This window comes from Enterobacter sp. SM3 (assembly GCF_009811935.2).
Lineage (GTDB): Bacteria > Pseudomonadota > Gammaproteobacteria > Enterobacterales > Enterobacteriaceae > Enterobacter > Enterobacter asburiae_D.
The window spans coordinates 3,804,748-3,819,960 of sequence record NZ_CP099971.1; the positions used below are offsets into that span (position 1 = coordinate 3,804,748).

The window sequence follows — 15,213 nt, forward strand, 5'->3', positions numbered from 1 at the left end:
TAATTCCGAGTCTCAGGCCAACTCCCCCTTTACCAGAGGCACAAAGCGCACGGCTTCCACGGTGTCGATAATAAACTCGCCGCCGCGCCGACGAACGCGCTTCAAAAGCTGCTGCTCGTCCCCGACAGGCAGAACAAGAATGCCCCCCTCATCCAGCTGCGACAACAGGGCTGCAGGAATTTCAGGCGGGGCCGCCGTCACGATGATCGCGTCAAACGGCGCGCGCGCCTTCCAACCCTGCCATCCATCACCGTGTCGTGTCGAAACATTATGTAAATCAAGTTGTTTCAGGCGACGACGCGCCTGCCACTGTAAACCTTTAATCCGTTCAACGGAGCATACATGATGAACCAGATGCGCCAGGATTGCGGTTTGATACCCCGACCCGGTGCCGATCTCCAGCACGCGGGAGTCGGGCGTCAGCTCCAGCAGCTCCGTCATGCGCGCCACCATGTAAGGCTGCGAAATCGTCTGCCCCTGCCCGATGGGCAGCGCTACGTTTTCCCACGCTTTGTGTTCAAACGCCTCGTCTACAAATTTCTCACGCGGAACCTGAGCAAGCGCTTCAAGCACGTGCTCGTCGCGGATCCCCTGCGCGCGGAGTTGTTCCAGAAGAGTTTGTACACGTTTGTTTACCATTGCGCGTTCACTCCTGCGCGATCCAGCCAGCCCGACACCACATCATGCGCGCTATACGCGGTTAAATCTACGTGCAGCGGGGTAACCGAAACATAGCCTTCATCTACGGCGGCAAAGTCGGTATCCGGACCCGCATCGCACTTATCGCCGGGAGGGCCAATCCAGTAAAGCGTGTTGCCGCGAGGATCCTGCTGCGGGATCACCTGATCGGCAGGATGTCGGCTTCCGCAACGGGTGACGCGAATGCCTTTAATTTCATCAAGAGGAAGATCCGGCACGTTGATGTTGAGGATGCGCCCGGTACGCAACGGCTCGCGGCCGAGCGCCCGCAGGATCGAGCAGGTCACCGCGGCGGCGGTGTCGTAGTGCGTGTGGCCGTTTAACGAGACCGCCAGCGCCGGGAACCCCAGATGGCGCCCTTCCATTGCGGCCGCCACGGTACCGGAATAAATCACGTCATCGCCGAGGTTAGGACCGGCGTTAATGCCGGAGACGACGATATCCGGACGCGGACGCATCAGCGCGTTCACGCCCAGAAAAACGCAGTCGGTTGGCGTACCCATCTGCACGGCAATATCGCCATTTTCAAAGGTAAAGGTGCGAAGCGACGACTCCAGCGTCAGAGAGTTAGACGCTCCACTGCGGTTACGATCGGGTGCCACGACCTGCACATCCGCAAATTCACGGAGGTGTTTCGCCAGGGTCTGAATACCCGGCGCGTGGATCCCGTCATCGTTACTCAGCAATATTCGCATAATCACCCGAGGTGTTGATAAGTTCCCTGACAACACTGGTGGCAAAGCTACCTGCCGGTAGCCAGAAGCGTAACTCGACGGTTACGTCATCCCACCAGTTCCAGCTTAACTGCTGCGGATAGAGCAGCATCGCGCGGCGTGCCGCTTCGACTTTTTCCCGCACCAGCAAGGATTGCAATTCTGGCGCATCCGCTACGGCTGACTGCTCGGCGGCCAGCGCGTCGCCCTGTGCTCCCCAGTCGCCCGTACCGGGCAGCGCGGCGGTAATCATCAGCGCTTTTGCGTCCACGCGCGATTGCACATCGGCCATTTCTTCGGCCGTTGCCACAAACCAGCTTCCGCGTCCCGCTAATTGTAGCGCATCGCCAACAACAACTTGATTCGCGTCCGGTTTTTTCAGCCTTTCGCTCACAATCTGATTAAACAACGCGCTGCGGGCCGCCGACAACCAAAAACTGCGTTTATTCCTGTCGCGCACCGGTGCATCGCTTTGCGCCCAGCGCAGCGCCCCCTGCAGGTTGCTGCCGCCAATGCCAAAGCGCTGCGCGCCAAAGTAGTTCGGTACGCCCAGCTCTTGAATCGCGCTCAGACGCTTCTCAACGTCATCGCGATCGGTCACTTCACGCAGCACCAGCGTAAAGTCGTTCCCCTTCAGTGCCCCCAGACGCAGCTTGCGCTTGTGGCGGGCGAACTCCAGTACCTTACAGCCTTCAAGCTCAAATTTGCTTAAATCAGGCATCGTATTGCCGGGAACGCGCGCGCAGAGCCACTGTTCAGTGACGGCGTGTTTATCTTTCTGCCCGGCAAAGCTCACTTCGCGGGCATGAATTTTGAGGAATTTTGCCAGCGCATCGGCCACAAAGCGGGTATTGCAGCCATTTTTCAGAATACGCACCAGGATATGTTCACCTTCGCCATCCGGCTCAAAGCCCAGATCCTCCACCACGAGGAAATCTTCCGGGCTGGCTTTTAGCACCCCGTTCCCCTGCGGTTTACCGTGCAGGTATGTCAGGTTGTCGAAGTCCGTCATTTGCTCGCCTTCAGCAGCAGCGCTACGGCTTCACAGGCAATCCCTTCACCACGCCCGGTAAAGCCCAGCTTCTCGGTCGTCGTCGCTTTGACGTTCACGTCGTCCATATGGCAGCCCAGATCTTCTGCAATAAACACGCGCATCTGCGGAATGTGCGGCAGCATTTTCGGGGCCTGGGCAATAATCGTCACGTCGACGTTGCCGAGGGTGTAGCCTTTCGCCTGAATGCGGCGCCACGCTTCGCGCAGCAGCTCGCGGCTGTCCGCCCCTTTAAATGCCGGGTCAGTGTCCGGGAACAGCTTGCCGATATCACCCAGCGCGGCAGCGCCCAACAGCGCGTCGGTCAGCGCATGCAGTGCCACGTCGCCATCAGAATGCGCCAGCAGTCCTTTTTCATAAGGAATGCGCACGCCGCCAATGATAATTGGGCCTTCTCCGCCAAAGGCGTGTACATCAAAACCGTGTCCAATTCGCATTATGCCTTCTCCTGATGGGTCGAACGGGTAAGATAGAATTCCGCGAGCTGTAAATCTTCCGGACGCGTCACTTTAATATTATCAGCGCGTCCTTCAACAAGCTCAGGGTGGAAACCGCAATATTCCAGCGCAGAGGCTTCGTCCGTGATGGTCGCACCTTCTTTAAGCGCACGCGTTAAGCAGTCGTGGAGTAATTCGCGGGGGAAAAATTGTGGCGTCAGCGCGTGCCATAAATCGACGCGATCGACGGTGTGGGCGATAGCCTGTTTGCCCGGCTCGGCGCGCTTCATGGTGTCGCGCACCGGCGCGGCCAGAATCCCGCCAACCTTGCTTGTTTCGCTCAGGGCCAGCAGGCGCGCAAGATCGTCCTGATGCAGACAAGGACGCGCCGCGTCATGCACCAGCACCCACGGCGCGTTTCCGGCGGCCTGAATGCCCGCCAGCACGGAATCGGCGCGCTCGGCGCCACCGTCAACGACGGTAATCTGCGGATGATTTGCCAGCGGCAGCTGCGCGAAGCGCGCATCGCCAGGGCTGATAGCGATGATCGCTCGCGTCACCCGCGGGTGCGCCAGCAGCGCCGCCACGGCGTGCTCGAGGATCGTTTTATCGCCAATAGAGAGGTACTGCTTGGGACATTCTGTCTGCATGCGCCGGCCAAAACCTGCGGCCGGCACCACGGCGCATACGTCCGAAAAAGTTACTGCCATGTCGTAATCCTGGGCCTGATTATCGATTGTTTTGTGCTGAGCCCTGATTGCGTTTAGACGCATCCGGAACCAGACGATAAAAGGTTTCGCCCGGCTTAGTCATACTGAGTTCATTGCGTGCGCGTTCCTCAATCGCCTCTTGCCCGCCATTGAGGTCATCAATTTCAGCAAAGAGTTGATCGTTTCGCGCCTTAAGTTTGGCGTTTGTTGCCTGCTGAGCCGCGACGTCATCGCTCACCCGGCTATAGTCGTGCAGTCCGTTCTTACCGAACCACAGCGAATATTGCAGCCAGATTAGCAAAGCCAGCAACAGCAGCGTTAGTTTACCCATCCTGCCCCCTGAAAAACGGCATCATCATCCCAAGACTTCCCCAGAGCACTACGCCGGGGTAACAGAGATGCCGCAACATCGCGGGCAAATGTACCACATTTTTTCCGCAGAATCGTCCTGCACAATATCGTTACACAGTTGGTTACGGTTTGAATTATGGCTGAAGTTAGCCCATGAGCCACAAAAATAACAGACCAAACATCAGAACCACCGTCACAATCGTGACCACGGTGCTGTAGAGGAGCTTACCGTTGAGCAGAGAGTGCAGCGCAATCCCGACGACAACCGCCACGGGCATCAACGCCAGAAAGAAAGGCCAGGTGTAAAGAAAGAAGAACAGCGTGTTGCCGCCGTAGATGAGAAACGGAATGCCAAGCGCCAGCAGCCATGAGACGAAGCCAATGATGGCCCCAGGAAATGACCAGGTCGTTTCGTCGTCGGTCGCGAGCGGCTCCGACCCGGTGGTGGTGATGTAATGTTCACTGTTGCGCATAGCTAATCCTGTGACCGTGACTCATCGTTCGGGAAGACAGCTCCCGAACGATACCGTCTCAGGATCTGATAATATCGTCCCGTCTGAGCAGGTCTAATAATTGGCTTACTAAATTTGTTACCAATTGTTGACCTTCCAGGTGAATCTCAGGCGATTCAGGCGCTTCGTAGACCGCGTCAATTCCGGTGAAGTTGCGCAGTTCTCCGGCACGCGCTTTCTTGTACAGCCCTTTCGGGTCGCGCGCTTCGCAAATCTCCAGCGGCGTATCGACAAACACCTCGATAAAGCGATCCTGGCCCACGCGTTCGCGCACCATCTGGCGCTCGGCGCGGTGCGGAGAGATAAACGCGGTCAGCACCACCAGCCCGGCGTCAGCCATCAGGCTGGCGACTTCGCCCACCCGGCGGATGTTCTCTTTGCGGTCATCGTCGCTAAACCCTAAATCGCTGCACAGGCCGTGACGCACGTTGTCGCCATCCAGCAGGTACGTGCTTACGCCCTGCTGATGCAACGCCTCTTCCAGCGCACCCGCCACCGTTGATTTACCCGAGCCGGACAGCCCGGTAAACCACAGCACAACCCCACGGTGACCGTGGAGCCGTTCGCGCTGGGCGACGGTCACCGGATGAGGATGCCAGACGACGTTATCATCATGGGCTGCCATTACTTGCCTCCCAGCAGATCGCGTGCGCCCCAGTGCGGGAAGTGTTTACGCACCAGCGCGTTCAGTTCCAGCTCGAAGGCGCTGAATTCAGACGTCGCGGCAGCCTGTTTAATTGGTTCGCGTACCATACCGGCCCCGACGGTAACGTTGGTCAGCCTGTCGATAAAGATCAGCCCTCCCGTGACCGGGTTCTGCTGATACGGATCCAGCACCAGCGGTTCGTCGAAGGTCAGATCGACCAGACCAATGCCGTTCAGCGGCAGCTCGGTGACGTCACGCTGGGTCAGGTTGTTGATATCTACCTGGAACTGAATACCGTCCACGCGGGCGCGGGTTTTCTTACCGGCAATTTTGATGTCATAGCTTTGGCCTGCGGTCAGCGGCTGTTCGGCCATCCACACCACGTCCACGGACGCGCCCTGCACTGCCGCCAGCGTTTCCTGCGCGTCGACCAGCAGGTCGCCGCGGCTGATATCAATTTCGTCTTTCAGCACCAGCGTTACGGCTTCACCGGCGCCCGCGTCCTGCAGGTCACCGTCGAAGGTGACGATGCGGGCGATAGTCGATTCCACGCCGGATGGCAGCACCTTGACGCGCTGACCCACCTTCACGGATCCTGACGCGAGGGTGCCGGAGAAGCCGCGGAAATCGAGGTTTGGACGGTTCACGTACTGCACCGGGAAGCGCATCGGCTGGGTATCGACCACGCGCTGAATTTCAACGGTTTCCAGCACCTCCAGCAGCGTCGGGCCGCTGTACCACGGCATGTTCGCACTCTGGGAGGCGACGTTATCCCCTTCCAGCGCCGAGAGCGGTACAAAGCGAATATCCAGGTTGCCCGGCAGCTGTTCGGCAAAGGTCAGGTAGCTCTGGCGGATCTCCTCGAACTTCTCTTCGCTGAAGTTCACCAGATCCATCTTGTTGACCGCCACCACCAGGTGTTTGATCCCCAGCAGCGTCGAGATAAAGCTGTGACGACGGGTCTGATCCAGCACGCCTTTACGCGCGTCCATCAGCAGGATCGCCAGGTCGCAGGTGGACGCGCCGGTCGCCATATTACGGGTGTACTGCTCGTGCCCCGGGGTGTCGGCAATAATAAATTTGCGCTTCTCGGTAGAGAAGTAGCGGTAGGCCACGTCGATGGTGATGCCCTGCTCGCGCTCCGCCTGCAGGCCGTCCACCAGCAGGGCCAGGTCGAGTTTTTCGCCCTGGGTGCCGTGGCGCTTGCTGTCGTTATGCAGGGAAGAGAGCTGATCTTCATAAATCTGGCGCGTATCGTGCAGCAGGCGGCCAATCAGGGTACTTTTCCCGTCATCCACGCTGCCGCAGGTCAGAAAACGCAGCAGGCTTTTGTGTTGTTGCGCGTGCAGATACGCTTCCACGCCGCCTTCGTTGGCAATTTGTTGAGCAATAGTGGTATTCATGGCGGCTCCTTAGAAATAACCCTGACGTTTCTTCAGCTCCATGGAGCCTGCCTGGTCGCGGTCAATCACGCGCCCCTGTCGCTCGCTGGTGGTGGACACCAGCATCTCTTCGATGATCTCCGGCAGCGTCTGCGCGCTGGACTCCACCGCGCCGGTCAACGGCCAGCAGCCGAGGGTACGGAAACGCACCATCTGTTTTTTGATCACTTCACCCGGCTGCAGGTCGATGCGATCGTCGTCGATCATCATCAGCATGCCGTCACGCTCCAGCACCGGGCGCTCGGCGGCCAGATACAGCGGAACGATTTCGATGTTTTCCAGATAGATGTACTGCCAGATATCCAGCTCGGTCCAGTTGGAGAGCGGGAAGACGCGAATGCTTTCGCCTTTGTTGATCTGACCGTTGTAGTTGTGCCACAGCTCCGGACGCTGGTTTTTCGGATCCCAGCGGTGGAAGCGGTCGCGGAAGGAGTAGATACGCTCTTTGGCGCGGGATTTCTCTTCGTCACGGCGCGCGCCGCCGAAGGCCGCGTCAAAACCGTATTTATTCAGCGCCTGCTTCAGTCCTTCAGTTTTCATGATATCGGTGTGCTTGGCGCTACCGTGCACGAACGGGTTAATGCCCATCGCCACCCCTTCCGGGTTTTTATGCACCAGCAGCTCGCAGCCGTAGGCCTTCGCAGTACGGTCGCGGAACTCGTACATTTCGCGGAATTTCCAGCCGGTATCCACGTGCAGCAGCGGGAACGGCAGCGTGCCCGGATAAAACGCTTTACGCGCCAGATGCAGCATGACGCTGGAATCTTTACCGATGGAATACATCATCACCGGGTTAGAAAACTCGGCGGCCACTTCGCGGATGATATGGATACTCTCCGCTTCGAGCTGCCGCAGGTGTGTAAGACGTTTTTGGTCCATAACCGTTCCTTAAGCCAAATTTACAACAGAAGAACCAAAGCCTTCTGTATCGGTTGTGTGTTGGAACCAGGCGAGCGTGCTGTGCAGCTGCACCACTTCTCCCACCACGATCAGGGCGGGCATCGGGGCGTCTTTCGCCAGGGTTGCAAGATGTTCCAGCGTGCCCGTCGCAACGTGCTGATCGACGCGCGTGCCGCGAGAAATGACGGCAACGGGCGTCGTCGCCTCGCGACCGTGCTGAATAAGCTGTTCGCTGATGTCCGCCGCCTTCATCGTTCCCATGTAGATCGCCAGCGTCTGGCGGCTCTGGGCGAGATGCGACCAGTCGAACGGCGTGCTGTCGGCCTTGTAGTGGCCGGTCACAAAGGTCACGCTCTGGGCATAATCGCGGTGGGTGAGCGGGATACCGGCGTAGGCCGTTACCGCAGAGGCCGCCGTAATGCCGGGCACCACCTGGAACGGTACGCCCGCTTCGGCTGCCGCCTGCAGCTCTTCGCCGCCGCGACCGAAGATAAACGGATCGCCCCCTTTCAGGCGCACCACGGTTTTACCCGCTTTGGCGGCGTCAACCAGCATCTGGTTGGTGTCGTGCTGCGGCACCGAGTGCTCGCCAGCCCGTTTGCCGACGCAGATTTGCTCCGCGTCGCGACGGATCAGCTCGCGCACGCCGTCGGTGACCAGATGGTCGTAGAACACCACGTCCGCGTCCTGCAGCACCTGCAGGCCGCGCAGCGTCAGAAGCCCGGCATCGCCCGGCCCTGCCCCTACCAGAATGATCTCCCCGCCCGTGCTGCCGGGGTTATCCAGTTCGTCCTCGAGGATTTTCTGCGCCGCCGTCTCATTGCCGGCATGCATCAGGCTGGCAAAGCGGCCGCGAAACACGCGTTCCCAGAAGCGACGGCGTTCCGTCACGCTGGTCAGGCGCGTTTTCAGGTGGTTACGCCAGAAGCTGGCTTTTTCCGCCATGCGCCCGAGGCTGGTCGGCAGCAACGCTTCGATTTTTTCACGCAGCACGCGCGCCAGCACCGGTGCGGTACCGCCGGAGGAGATCGCCACCAGCAGCGGCGAACGGTCAACGATCGACGGGAAGATAAACGAGCATAATGGCTGGTCGTCCACCACGTTCACCAGGCGGTAACGGGCCTGAGCGGCGTCGGAAATCCGTCGGTTCAGGTCGCGATCTTCGGTCGCCGCAATCACCAGCACTACGCTGTCAATTTGTGATTCGTCAAAGTCCGCTTCTGCTACTACCCGCACCTGCGCCCCTGCGCGTTGCAGAAACGCGATTTTGCGATCGGCAATTTCACCCGTGCCTACAACCAGCACCGGCTTCTCTTTTATCGCGGCAAATAAGGGCAGATAGTCCACAAGCAACAACTCACTAACAACGAGGAATAAAGGGACTATAGGGGGCGGCTTAGACCGAATGAAATTACGAATTGGAATGAGTAGTTACTCAATGGAATAACGCCGCGAAAAAGCTAATACCAAAAAGTGCTTAACACGCGAAATTTCGGGCATTTAAGAGCAATTCAAATTGTGTATGGACGATCACAGTTTCATACTAAGCGGGTTATTATTTTGCTCAGTTTTTAAGGACTCACTATGTTTTCCGCAACGCGCCACCGTATTGCTGCCCTGGCGCTCGGCGTTTGCTTTATTCTTCCGGCTCAGGCAAAAAACCAACCTTATGGTGAAATCGCCACTCTGCAGGCGCGGCATATTGCCACTGTCTTTCCTGGCCGCATGACCGGTTCGCCTGCGGAAATGCTCTCCGCGGACTATCTTCGCCAGCAGTTTGCCGACATGGGCTACCAGAGCGATATCCGCGCGTTTCACAGCCGCTACGTCTATACCTCACGAAATAAAACGAAAAACTGGCATAACGTGACCGGCAGTACGGTTATCGCGGCGCATGAAGGTAGCGCGGCTGAACAGATTATTATTATGGCGCACCTTGATACCTACGCCCCGTTGAGCGATGCCGATACGGATAACAACCTCGGCGGGCTGACGCTGCAGGGCATGGACGACAACGCGGCGGGCCTGGGCGTGATGCTCGAACTGGCCGAGCGGATGAAGGATATTCCAACCCAGTATGGCATTCGTTTCGTGGCCACCAGCGGTGAAGAAGAGGGCAAACTCGGCGCTGAGAATCTCCTTAAACGTATGAGCGCTGAGGAGAAGAAAAATACGCTGCTGGTGATCAACCTCGACAACCTGATCGTCGGCGATAAGCTTTATTTCAACAGCGGGCAGAGTACGCCGGGTACCGTGCGGAAACTGACGCGCGACCGCGCGCTGGCGATTGCCCGCAGCCATGGCGTTTATGCCACCAGCAACCCCGGCGGTAACCCGGGTTATCCGCGAGGAACAGGCTGCTGCAACGACGGGGAAGTGTTCGATAAGGCAGGCATTCCGGTGCTGTACGTGGAAGCGACAAACTGGGCACTGGGCAAGAAAGATGGCTATCAGCAGCGGGCTAAATCGAAGGCCTTCCCGGACGGGACAAGCTGGCACAACGTGATGCTGGATAATCAGCAGCACATTGATAGCGCGCTGCCGCAGCGGATTGAGCACCGCAGCCGTGATGTGGTGAAGGTGATGCTGCCGCTGGTGAAGGAGCTGGCGAAAGCGGGGAAAGCCTAGTGCTTATTTTCCCCTCACCCCTGCCCTCTCCCCAAAGGGGCGAGGGAGAAAAGACGGCTCCGAGCAATCCCCTCTCCCCTTTGGGGAGAGGGTTAGGGTGAGGGGGAGGATAAAGGATTATCCTTCGTGCAGTCCGCACTCGCGTTTCAGCCCAAAGAATCGCGTCTCTTCTTCCGCCATTCCCGGTTCCCATTTGCGCGTGGTGTGGGTGTCGCCCACCGACAGATAGCCCTGGTCCCACAGCGGATGGTACTTCAGCCCGTGTTTTTGCAGGTACTGATACACCGTCCGGTTATCCCAGTCGATAATCGGCAGCACTTTAAACACCCCGCGCTGGACCGCCAGCACCGGCAAGGTTGCACGGCTGCCGGACTGCTCGCGGCGCAGGCCCGCAAACCACGTCTGCGCATTGAGCTCTTTCAGCGCCCGGTTCATCGGCTCAACTTTGTTGATCTCATTGTATTTCTCAATGCCCTCAACGCCCTGCTCCCAAAGCTTACCGTAGCGCGCTTCCTGCCAGGCCGCGCTTTCCGTCGCGCGGTAAACTTTGAGGTTCAGCTTGAGCTTGTCCGTCAGCTCGTCAATAAACTGGTAGGTTTCCGGGAACAGGTAGCCGGTATCGGTGAGGATCACCGGAATGTCCGGACGGATCTGATTCACCAGATGCAGGCTGACCGCCGCCTGAATACCAAAGCTCGACGACAGCACATAGTCTCCCGGCAGGTTTTCCAGCGCCCACGCCACGCGCCCTTCGGCGTCCAGCTTTTCAAGGTGGGCATTGGTTTCTGAAAGCTGAAGAATGCGTTCGACTTTTGGCAGGTCATTAAGGGCGTTTAGATCGAGTACGGACATAAGAACCTCGTTTGCCTGTTTTGCCGGGCGGCACTGCGTTTGCCCGGCCTACAAAATCTGTAAAACCGTCGGGATGTTACTCCCAGAAATCCCTTGCGGGATCGAGCACCGGGCGAATGATGCCCGCACGCACCGTAAAGTCGCCGAAGCCTTCACCCGCTTCGCGCTCTTTCGCCCAGCGCCCGACAAGCTCGTCAATGGAATCAAGAATTTCCGGCTCGGTAATGTTCTCGCGGAACATACGCGGAATACGCGTGCCGATACGGTTACCGCCCAGGTGCAGGTTATAGCGACCCGGCGCTTTCCCGACCAGACCCAGCTCGGCCAGCATCGCGCGACCGCAGCCGTTCGGGCAGCCGGTGACGCGCATAACAATATGCTCGTCCGGAATGCCGTGTTTTTCCAGAATTGCTTCCACTTTGTCAGTGAATGACGGCAGGAAACGTTCCGCTTCGGCCATCGCCAGCGGGCAGGTCGGGAACGACACGCAGGCCATCGAGTTCTCACGCTGCGGTTTAACGGCATCCATTAACCCGTGATCGCGCGCCAGCTTCTCGATCTTCGCCTTCTGGCTCTCCGGCACGCCGGCAATGATGAGATTCTGGTTAGCGGTAATGCGGAACTCGCCTTTATGGATCTTAGCAATTTCCAGCAGACCGGTTTTCAGCGGACGGCCCGGATAATCCAGAATACGGCCGTTTTCGATAAACAGCGTCAGGTGCCATTTATTATCGATACCCTTCACCCAGCCGATGCGATCGCCGCGACCGGTGAATTCGTAAGGGCGGATCGGCTCAAACTTGATGCCTGCACGACGCTCCACTTCCTCTTTGAACGTCTCAACGCCCACGCGCTCCAGGGTGTATTTGGTTTTCGCGTTTTTACGGTCGGTACGGTTACCCCAGTCGCGCTGGGTGGTCACTACCGCTTCCGCCACGGCCAGCGTGTGCTCCAGCGGCAGGAAGCCGAACTCGCTCGCGGTGCGGGCATAGGTTTTCTTGTTACCGTGCTCAATGGACAGGCCGCCGCCCACCAGCAGGTTAAAGCCGACCAGCTTGCCGTTTTCGGCAATCGCCACGAAGTTCATGTCGTTGGCGTGCAGATCGATATCGTTCTGCGGCGGGATCACGACAGTAGTTTTAAACTTGCGCGGCAGATAGGTCTGGCCAAGGATCGGTTCTTCGTCCGTGGTCGCGACTTTTTCCTGATCGAGCCAAATCTCTGCATAGGCGCGCGTGCGCGGCAGCAGGTGCTCAGATATCTTCTTCGCCCACTCGTACGCTTCGGCGTGCAGTTCGGATTCATACGGGTTCGAGGTGCAGAGCACGTTACGGTTCATGTCGTTGGCGGTCGCCAGCGCGTCCAGCCCGACGGAGTGGAGCATCTGGTGCACCGGCTTCACGTTCTTCTTCAGAATGCCGTGGAACTGGAAGGTCTGACGGTTGGTCAGGCGGATGCTGCCGTAAATCGTGTTTTCACCCGCGAACTTGTCGATCGCCTGCCACTGTTTGGTGGTGATTACCCCGCCCGGCAGACGGCAGCGCAGCAGCATCGCATGACGCGGCTCCAGCTTTTGTTCAGCGCGTTCGGCGCGGATATCGCGATCGTCCTGCTGGTACATACCGTGGAAGCGGATCAGCAGGAAGTTGTCGCCTTTGAAACCGCCGGTCAGACCGTCATTCAAATCTTCGGCAATGGTACCGCGCAGGTAGTTGCTCTCTACCTTCATGCGCTCGGCATCAGTCAGTTTGCCTTCGACCACCAGTGGGCCAGGATGTTTTTCGCTCATTAGTAGACATCTCGCTGATAACGGCGCTCAACGCGCAGCTCACTTAAAAATTCATCCGCCGTTTCGGCATCCATACCGCCGAATTCGGCAATCACTTCCAGCAGCGCCTGCTCAACGTCTTTCGCCATGCGATTGGCGTCGCCGCAGACATAAATGTGGGCACCGTCATTGATCCAGCGCCACAGCTCTGCGCCCTGTTCGCGCAGTTTGTCTTGTACGTATACTTTTTCTTTCTGGTCGCGGGACCAGGCCAGATCGATGCGGGTCAGTACGCCTTCTTTAACATAGCGCTGCCACTCAACCTGGTAGAGGAAATCTTCGGTAAAGTGCGGGTTGCCGAAGAACAGCCAGTTTTTACCCGGCGCTTCATCTGCCGCGCGCTGCTGCATAAAGGCACGGAACGGCGCGATGCCGGTGCCAGGGCCAATCATGATAACCGGGGTTTCCGGATTCGCAGGCAGGCGGAAGTTGTCGTTGTGCTCGATAAAGACGCGCACTTCGCCCTCTTCTTCCACGCGATCGGCCAGGAAGCTTGATGCCCCACCCGCGCGGGCGCGGCCTTCGATGTCGTAGCGCACCACGCCGACGGTAACATGCACTTCACTCTCCACTTCGGCCTGCGAAGAGGCGATAGAGTACAGGCGCGGGGTCAGCGGACGCAGCAGGCCGATCAGCGCATCGGCATCCAGCTGAGCCGGAGAGAAACGCACCATATCGACAATTGGCGTCGTCGCGGCGTAATGCTGCAGTTTCGCTTTGTCGCCCACCAGCGGCAGCAAGGATTCGCTGCGCGTTAAGGTGGCATAATTTTCGACGATATTCGGGGTGTTCACCGTCAGCTCGAAATGCCACTGCAGCGCCTCTGAAAGCGGCAGGGTTTTGCCGTCAACGGTGACAGGCTCGTCACCCTTCAGCCACAGCAGCTCAACCAGCTCTTTCACCAGCGCCGGATCGTTTTGATACCAGATACCCAGCGCATCGCCCGGCTGATAGCGCAGGCCAGAGTCGCCGAGATCGATTTCGATATGGCGCACGTCTTTTTCCGAGTCGCGGCCGGTAATTTTCTGGTTCACCGACAGGCTCGCCGTCAGCGGCGCCTCTTTGGTGTACGGGCTGGTGTGAATGTCGTTGACGGCACCCGTCGCGGTGAACGCGGCCTGCGCCGACGTCTCTTTCGGCACGCGCGCTTTCAGCACCTCAACGATGCGGGCACGCCATTCGGCGGCGGCGGTCTGGTATTCAACATCCGCGTCAACGCGGTCCAGCAGGCGCTCCGCGCCCAGCTCCGCCAGCCTGCTGTCGAAGTCTTTACCGGACTGGCAGAAGAATTCATAGGAGGTATCGCCCAGGCCAAAGACGGCAAACGCCGTGCCATCCAGCTTCGGCGCTTTTTTCGAGAACAGGAACTTGTGCAGCGCCACCGCTTCTTCAGCGGGTTCACCTTCACCCTGCGTAGAGGCAACCACCACCAGCAGTTTTTCTGACGCGATTTGCTTAAATTTATAATCCCCGGCGTTGACCAGGTTCACGTTCAGTTTGGCGGCCAACAGGTCGTCACGCAGCGCTTCGGCCACGCGGCGCGCATTGCCCGTCTGCGAGGCGGAAATCAGGGTAATGGCCGGAATTTCAACGGCCGTTACCGGTGCACCCGCCACAGCGCCAGGCTGCTGATTGAGCATTCCCCAGAAATAACCGGAGACCCAGGCAAGCTGAGTGGGAGAAAAATCAGAGGTGGCAGCCTGAAGGCGCGCCAGTTGCTCCGGGTTCAGGGGAAGCAAATTTGAAGGTGGGGCCTGTGTTGTCATGCGTCGTTATGTTCCAGTAGCCAAGCGGACTTTAAGCGAATAAATCCAAACTGAAGATAAGGTTAACGGCGAGGATAATAACAATTAAAGAAGGGATGGAAATAATAAATAACCAAATGGACTAACCTGTTTTAGTTGTCATACTTAGCGATAAAACCGATTAATTAACCCTCTGAAAATTATCGATAAAAACATCAAAAAATGCCCATTAACGAGACGCCAGGCTTCAGAGCCGTTTTAGTTAATGCTAAAAATTGTGCTTTCCGGTACTATGCGGCGGTTTTTTCCGCATTACTGAGAGCGATCATGTCCACCACACTGTTTAAAGATTTCACCTTCGAAGCCGCCCACCACCTTCCGCATGTCCCAGAAGGGCATAAATGCGGCCGTCTGCACGGGCATTCGTTCATGGTGCGTCTTGAGATCACCGGTGAAGTTGATCCGCATACCGGTTGGATCATGGATTTTGCCGAGCTGAAGGCGGCGTTTAAGCCGACCTACAATCGTCTGGATCATTACTACCTGAATGATATCCCGGGCCTTGAAAACCCGACCAGCGAAGTGCTGGCGAAATGGATTTGGGATCAGATGAAGCCGCTGGTACCGCTGCTGAGCGCGGTGATGATCAAAGAGACCTGCACGGCAGGCTGCGTGTATCGCGGAGAGTAAAAAATAGCC

16 protein-coding genes are annotated in these 15,213 nt (G+C 58.0%); 2 read left to right on the plus strand and 14 right to left on the minus strand.

What is annotated here, in order from left to right:
- Positions 1–12 precede the first annotated feature (12 nt).
- The 11 genes from GVO84_RS17825 to cysG form a co-directional block, all read right to left on the minus strand.
- Positions 13–639 (minus strand): protein-L-isoaspartate(D-aspartate) O-methyltransferase, encoded by a 627-nt coding sequence (locus GVO84_RS17825; protein ID WP_023333224.1) that lies wholly within the window; start codon positions 637–639, stop codon positions 13–15.
- On the minus strand, positions 633–1,394 hold the full coding sequence (surE, locus tag GVO84_RS17830) for a 5'/3'-nucleotidase SurE (protein WP_023308990.1): 762 nt from the start codon (positions 1,392–1,394) through the stop codon (positions 633–635). The genes GVO84_RS17825 and surE overlap by 7 nt, the downstream gene beginning before the upstream one ends.
- The gene (gene truD / locus GVO84_RS17835) at positions 1,375–2,424 is read right to left on the minus strand and encodes a tRNA pseudouridine(13) synthase TruD (RefSeq protein WP_159514806.1); all 1,050 of its coding nucleotides are present in this window, start codon (positions 2,422–2,424) and stop codon (positions 1,375–1,377) included. Before truD ends, surE begins: the two co-directional genes overlap by 20 nt.
- Positions 2,421–2,900 (minus strand): 2-C-methyl-D-erythritol 2,4-cyclodiphosphate synthase, encoded by a 480-nt coding sequence (gene ispF / locus GVO84_RS17840; protein ID WP_029741541.1) that lies wholly within the window; start codon positions 2,898–2,900, stop codon positions 2,421–2,423. The genes truD and ispF overlap by 4 nt, the downstream gene beginning before the upstream one ends.
- On the minus strand, positions 2,900–3,610 hold the full coding sequence (gene ispD, locus GVO84_RS17845; protein ID WP_121424534.1) for a 2-C-methyl-D-erythritol 4-phosphate cytidylyltransferase: 711 nt from the start codon (positions 3,608–3,610) through the stop codon (positions 2,900–2,902). The genes ispF and ispD overlap by 1 nt, the downstream gene beginning before the upstream one ends.
- A gap of 19 nt (positions 3,611–3,629) precedes the next feature.
- A complete protein-coding gene (gene ftsB, locus GVO84_RS17850; RefSeq protein WP_008499609.1) occupies positions 3,630–3,941 on the minus strand; it encodes a cell division protein FtsB in 312 nt (103 codons plus the stop codon).
- Positions 3,942–4,107: 166 nt separating this feature from the next.
- A complete protein-coding gene (locus GVO84_RS17855; protein WP_008499610.1) occupies positions 4,108–4,434 on the minus strand; it encodes a DUF3561 family protein in 327 nt (108 codons plus the stop codon).
- A gap of 58 nt (positions 4,435–4,492) precedes the next feature.
- Positions 4,493–5,098 carry an adenylyl-sulfate kinase gene (cysC, locus tag GVO84_RS17860; protein WP_159514807.1) on the minus strand — a complete coding sequence of 202 codons (606 nt, stop codon included), beginning with the start codon at positions 5,096–5,098 and terminating at the stop codon, positions 4,493–4,495.
- Positions 5,098–6,522, minus strand: coding sequence for a sulfate adenylyltransferase subunit CysN (gene cysN / locus GVO84_RS17865; protein ID WP_126329619.1), 1,425 nt, complete (start codon positions 6,520–6,522; stop codon positions 5,098–5,100). Before cysN ends, cysC begins: the two co-directional genes overlap by 1 nt.
- 9 nt (positions 6,523–6,531) lie before the next feature.
- Positions 6,532–7,440, minus strand: coding sequence for a sulfate adenylyltransferase subunit CysD (cysD, locus tag GVO84_RS17870; RefSeq protein WP_006811770.1), 909 nt, complete (start codon positions 7,438–7,440; stop codon positions 6,532–6,534).
- Positions 7,441–7,449: 9 nt separating this feature from the next.
- Complete coding sequence (gene cysG, locus GVO84_RS17875; RefSeq protein ID WP_029741543.1) at positions 7,450–8,808, minus strand: siroheme synthase CysG; 1,359 nt, start codon at positions 8,806–8,808, stop codon at positions 7,450–7,452.
- A 237-nt stretch (positions 8,809–9,045) separates the two neighbouring features.
- Here cysG and GVO84_RS17880 point away from each other — a divergent pair, with 237 nt between their 5' ends.
- A complete protein-coding gene (locus GVO84_RS17880; protein ID WP_159514808.1) occupies positions 9,046–10,089 on the plus strand; it encodes an aminopeptidase in 1,044 nt (347 codons plus the stop codon).
- A gap of 117 nt (positions 10,090–10,206) precedes the next feature.
- Here GVO84_RS17880 and cysH read toward each other — a convergent pair whose 3' ends face one another.
- The 3 genes from cysH to cysJ form a co-directional block, all read right to left on the minus strand.
- Positions 10,207–10,941 carry a phosphoadenosine phosphosulfate reductase gene (cysH, locus tag GVO84_RS17885; RefSeq protein ID WP_121424539.1) on the minus strand — a complete coding sequence of 245 codons (735 nt, stop codon included), beginning with the start codon at positions 10,939–10,941 and terminating at the stop codon, positions 10,207–10,209.
- Positions 10,942–11,017: 76 nt separating this feature from the next.
- Positions 11,018–12,730, minus strand: coding sequence for an assimilatory sulfite reductase (NADPH) hemoprotein subunit (cysI, locus tag GVO84_RS17890; protein WP_159514809.1), 1,713 nt, complete (start codon positions 12,728–12,730; stop codon positions 11,018–11,020).
- On the minus strand, positions 12,730–14,535 hold the full coding sequence (gene cysJ / locus GVO84_RS17895) for an NADPH-dependent assimilatory sulfite reductase flavoprotein subunit (protein ID WP_159514810.1): 1,806 nt from the start codon (positions 14,533–14,535) through the stop codon (positions 12,730–12,732). Before cysJ ends, cysI begins: the two co-directional genes overlap by 1 nt.
- Before the next feature lie 306 nt (positions 14,536–14,841).
- Here cysJ and queD point away from each other — a divergent pair, with 306 nt between their 5' ends.
- Entirely contained in the window at positions 14,842–15,204 is a 363-nt protein-coding gene (queD, locus tag GVO84_RS17900) for a 6-carboxytetrahydropterin synthase QueD (RefSeq protein WP_159514811.1), read from the plus strand.
- Positions 15,205–15,213: the final 9 nt, after the last annotated feature.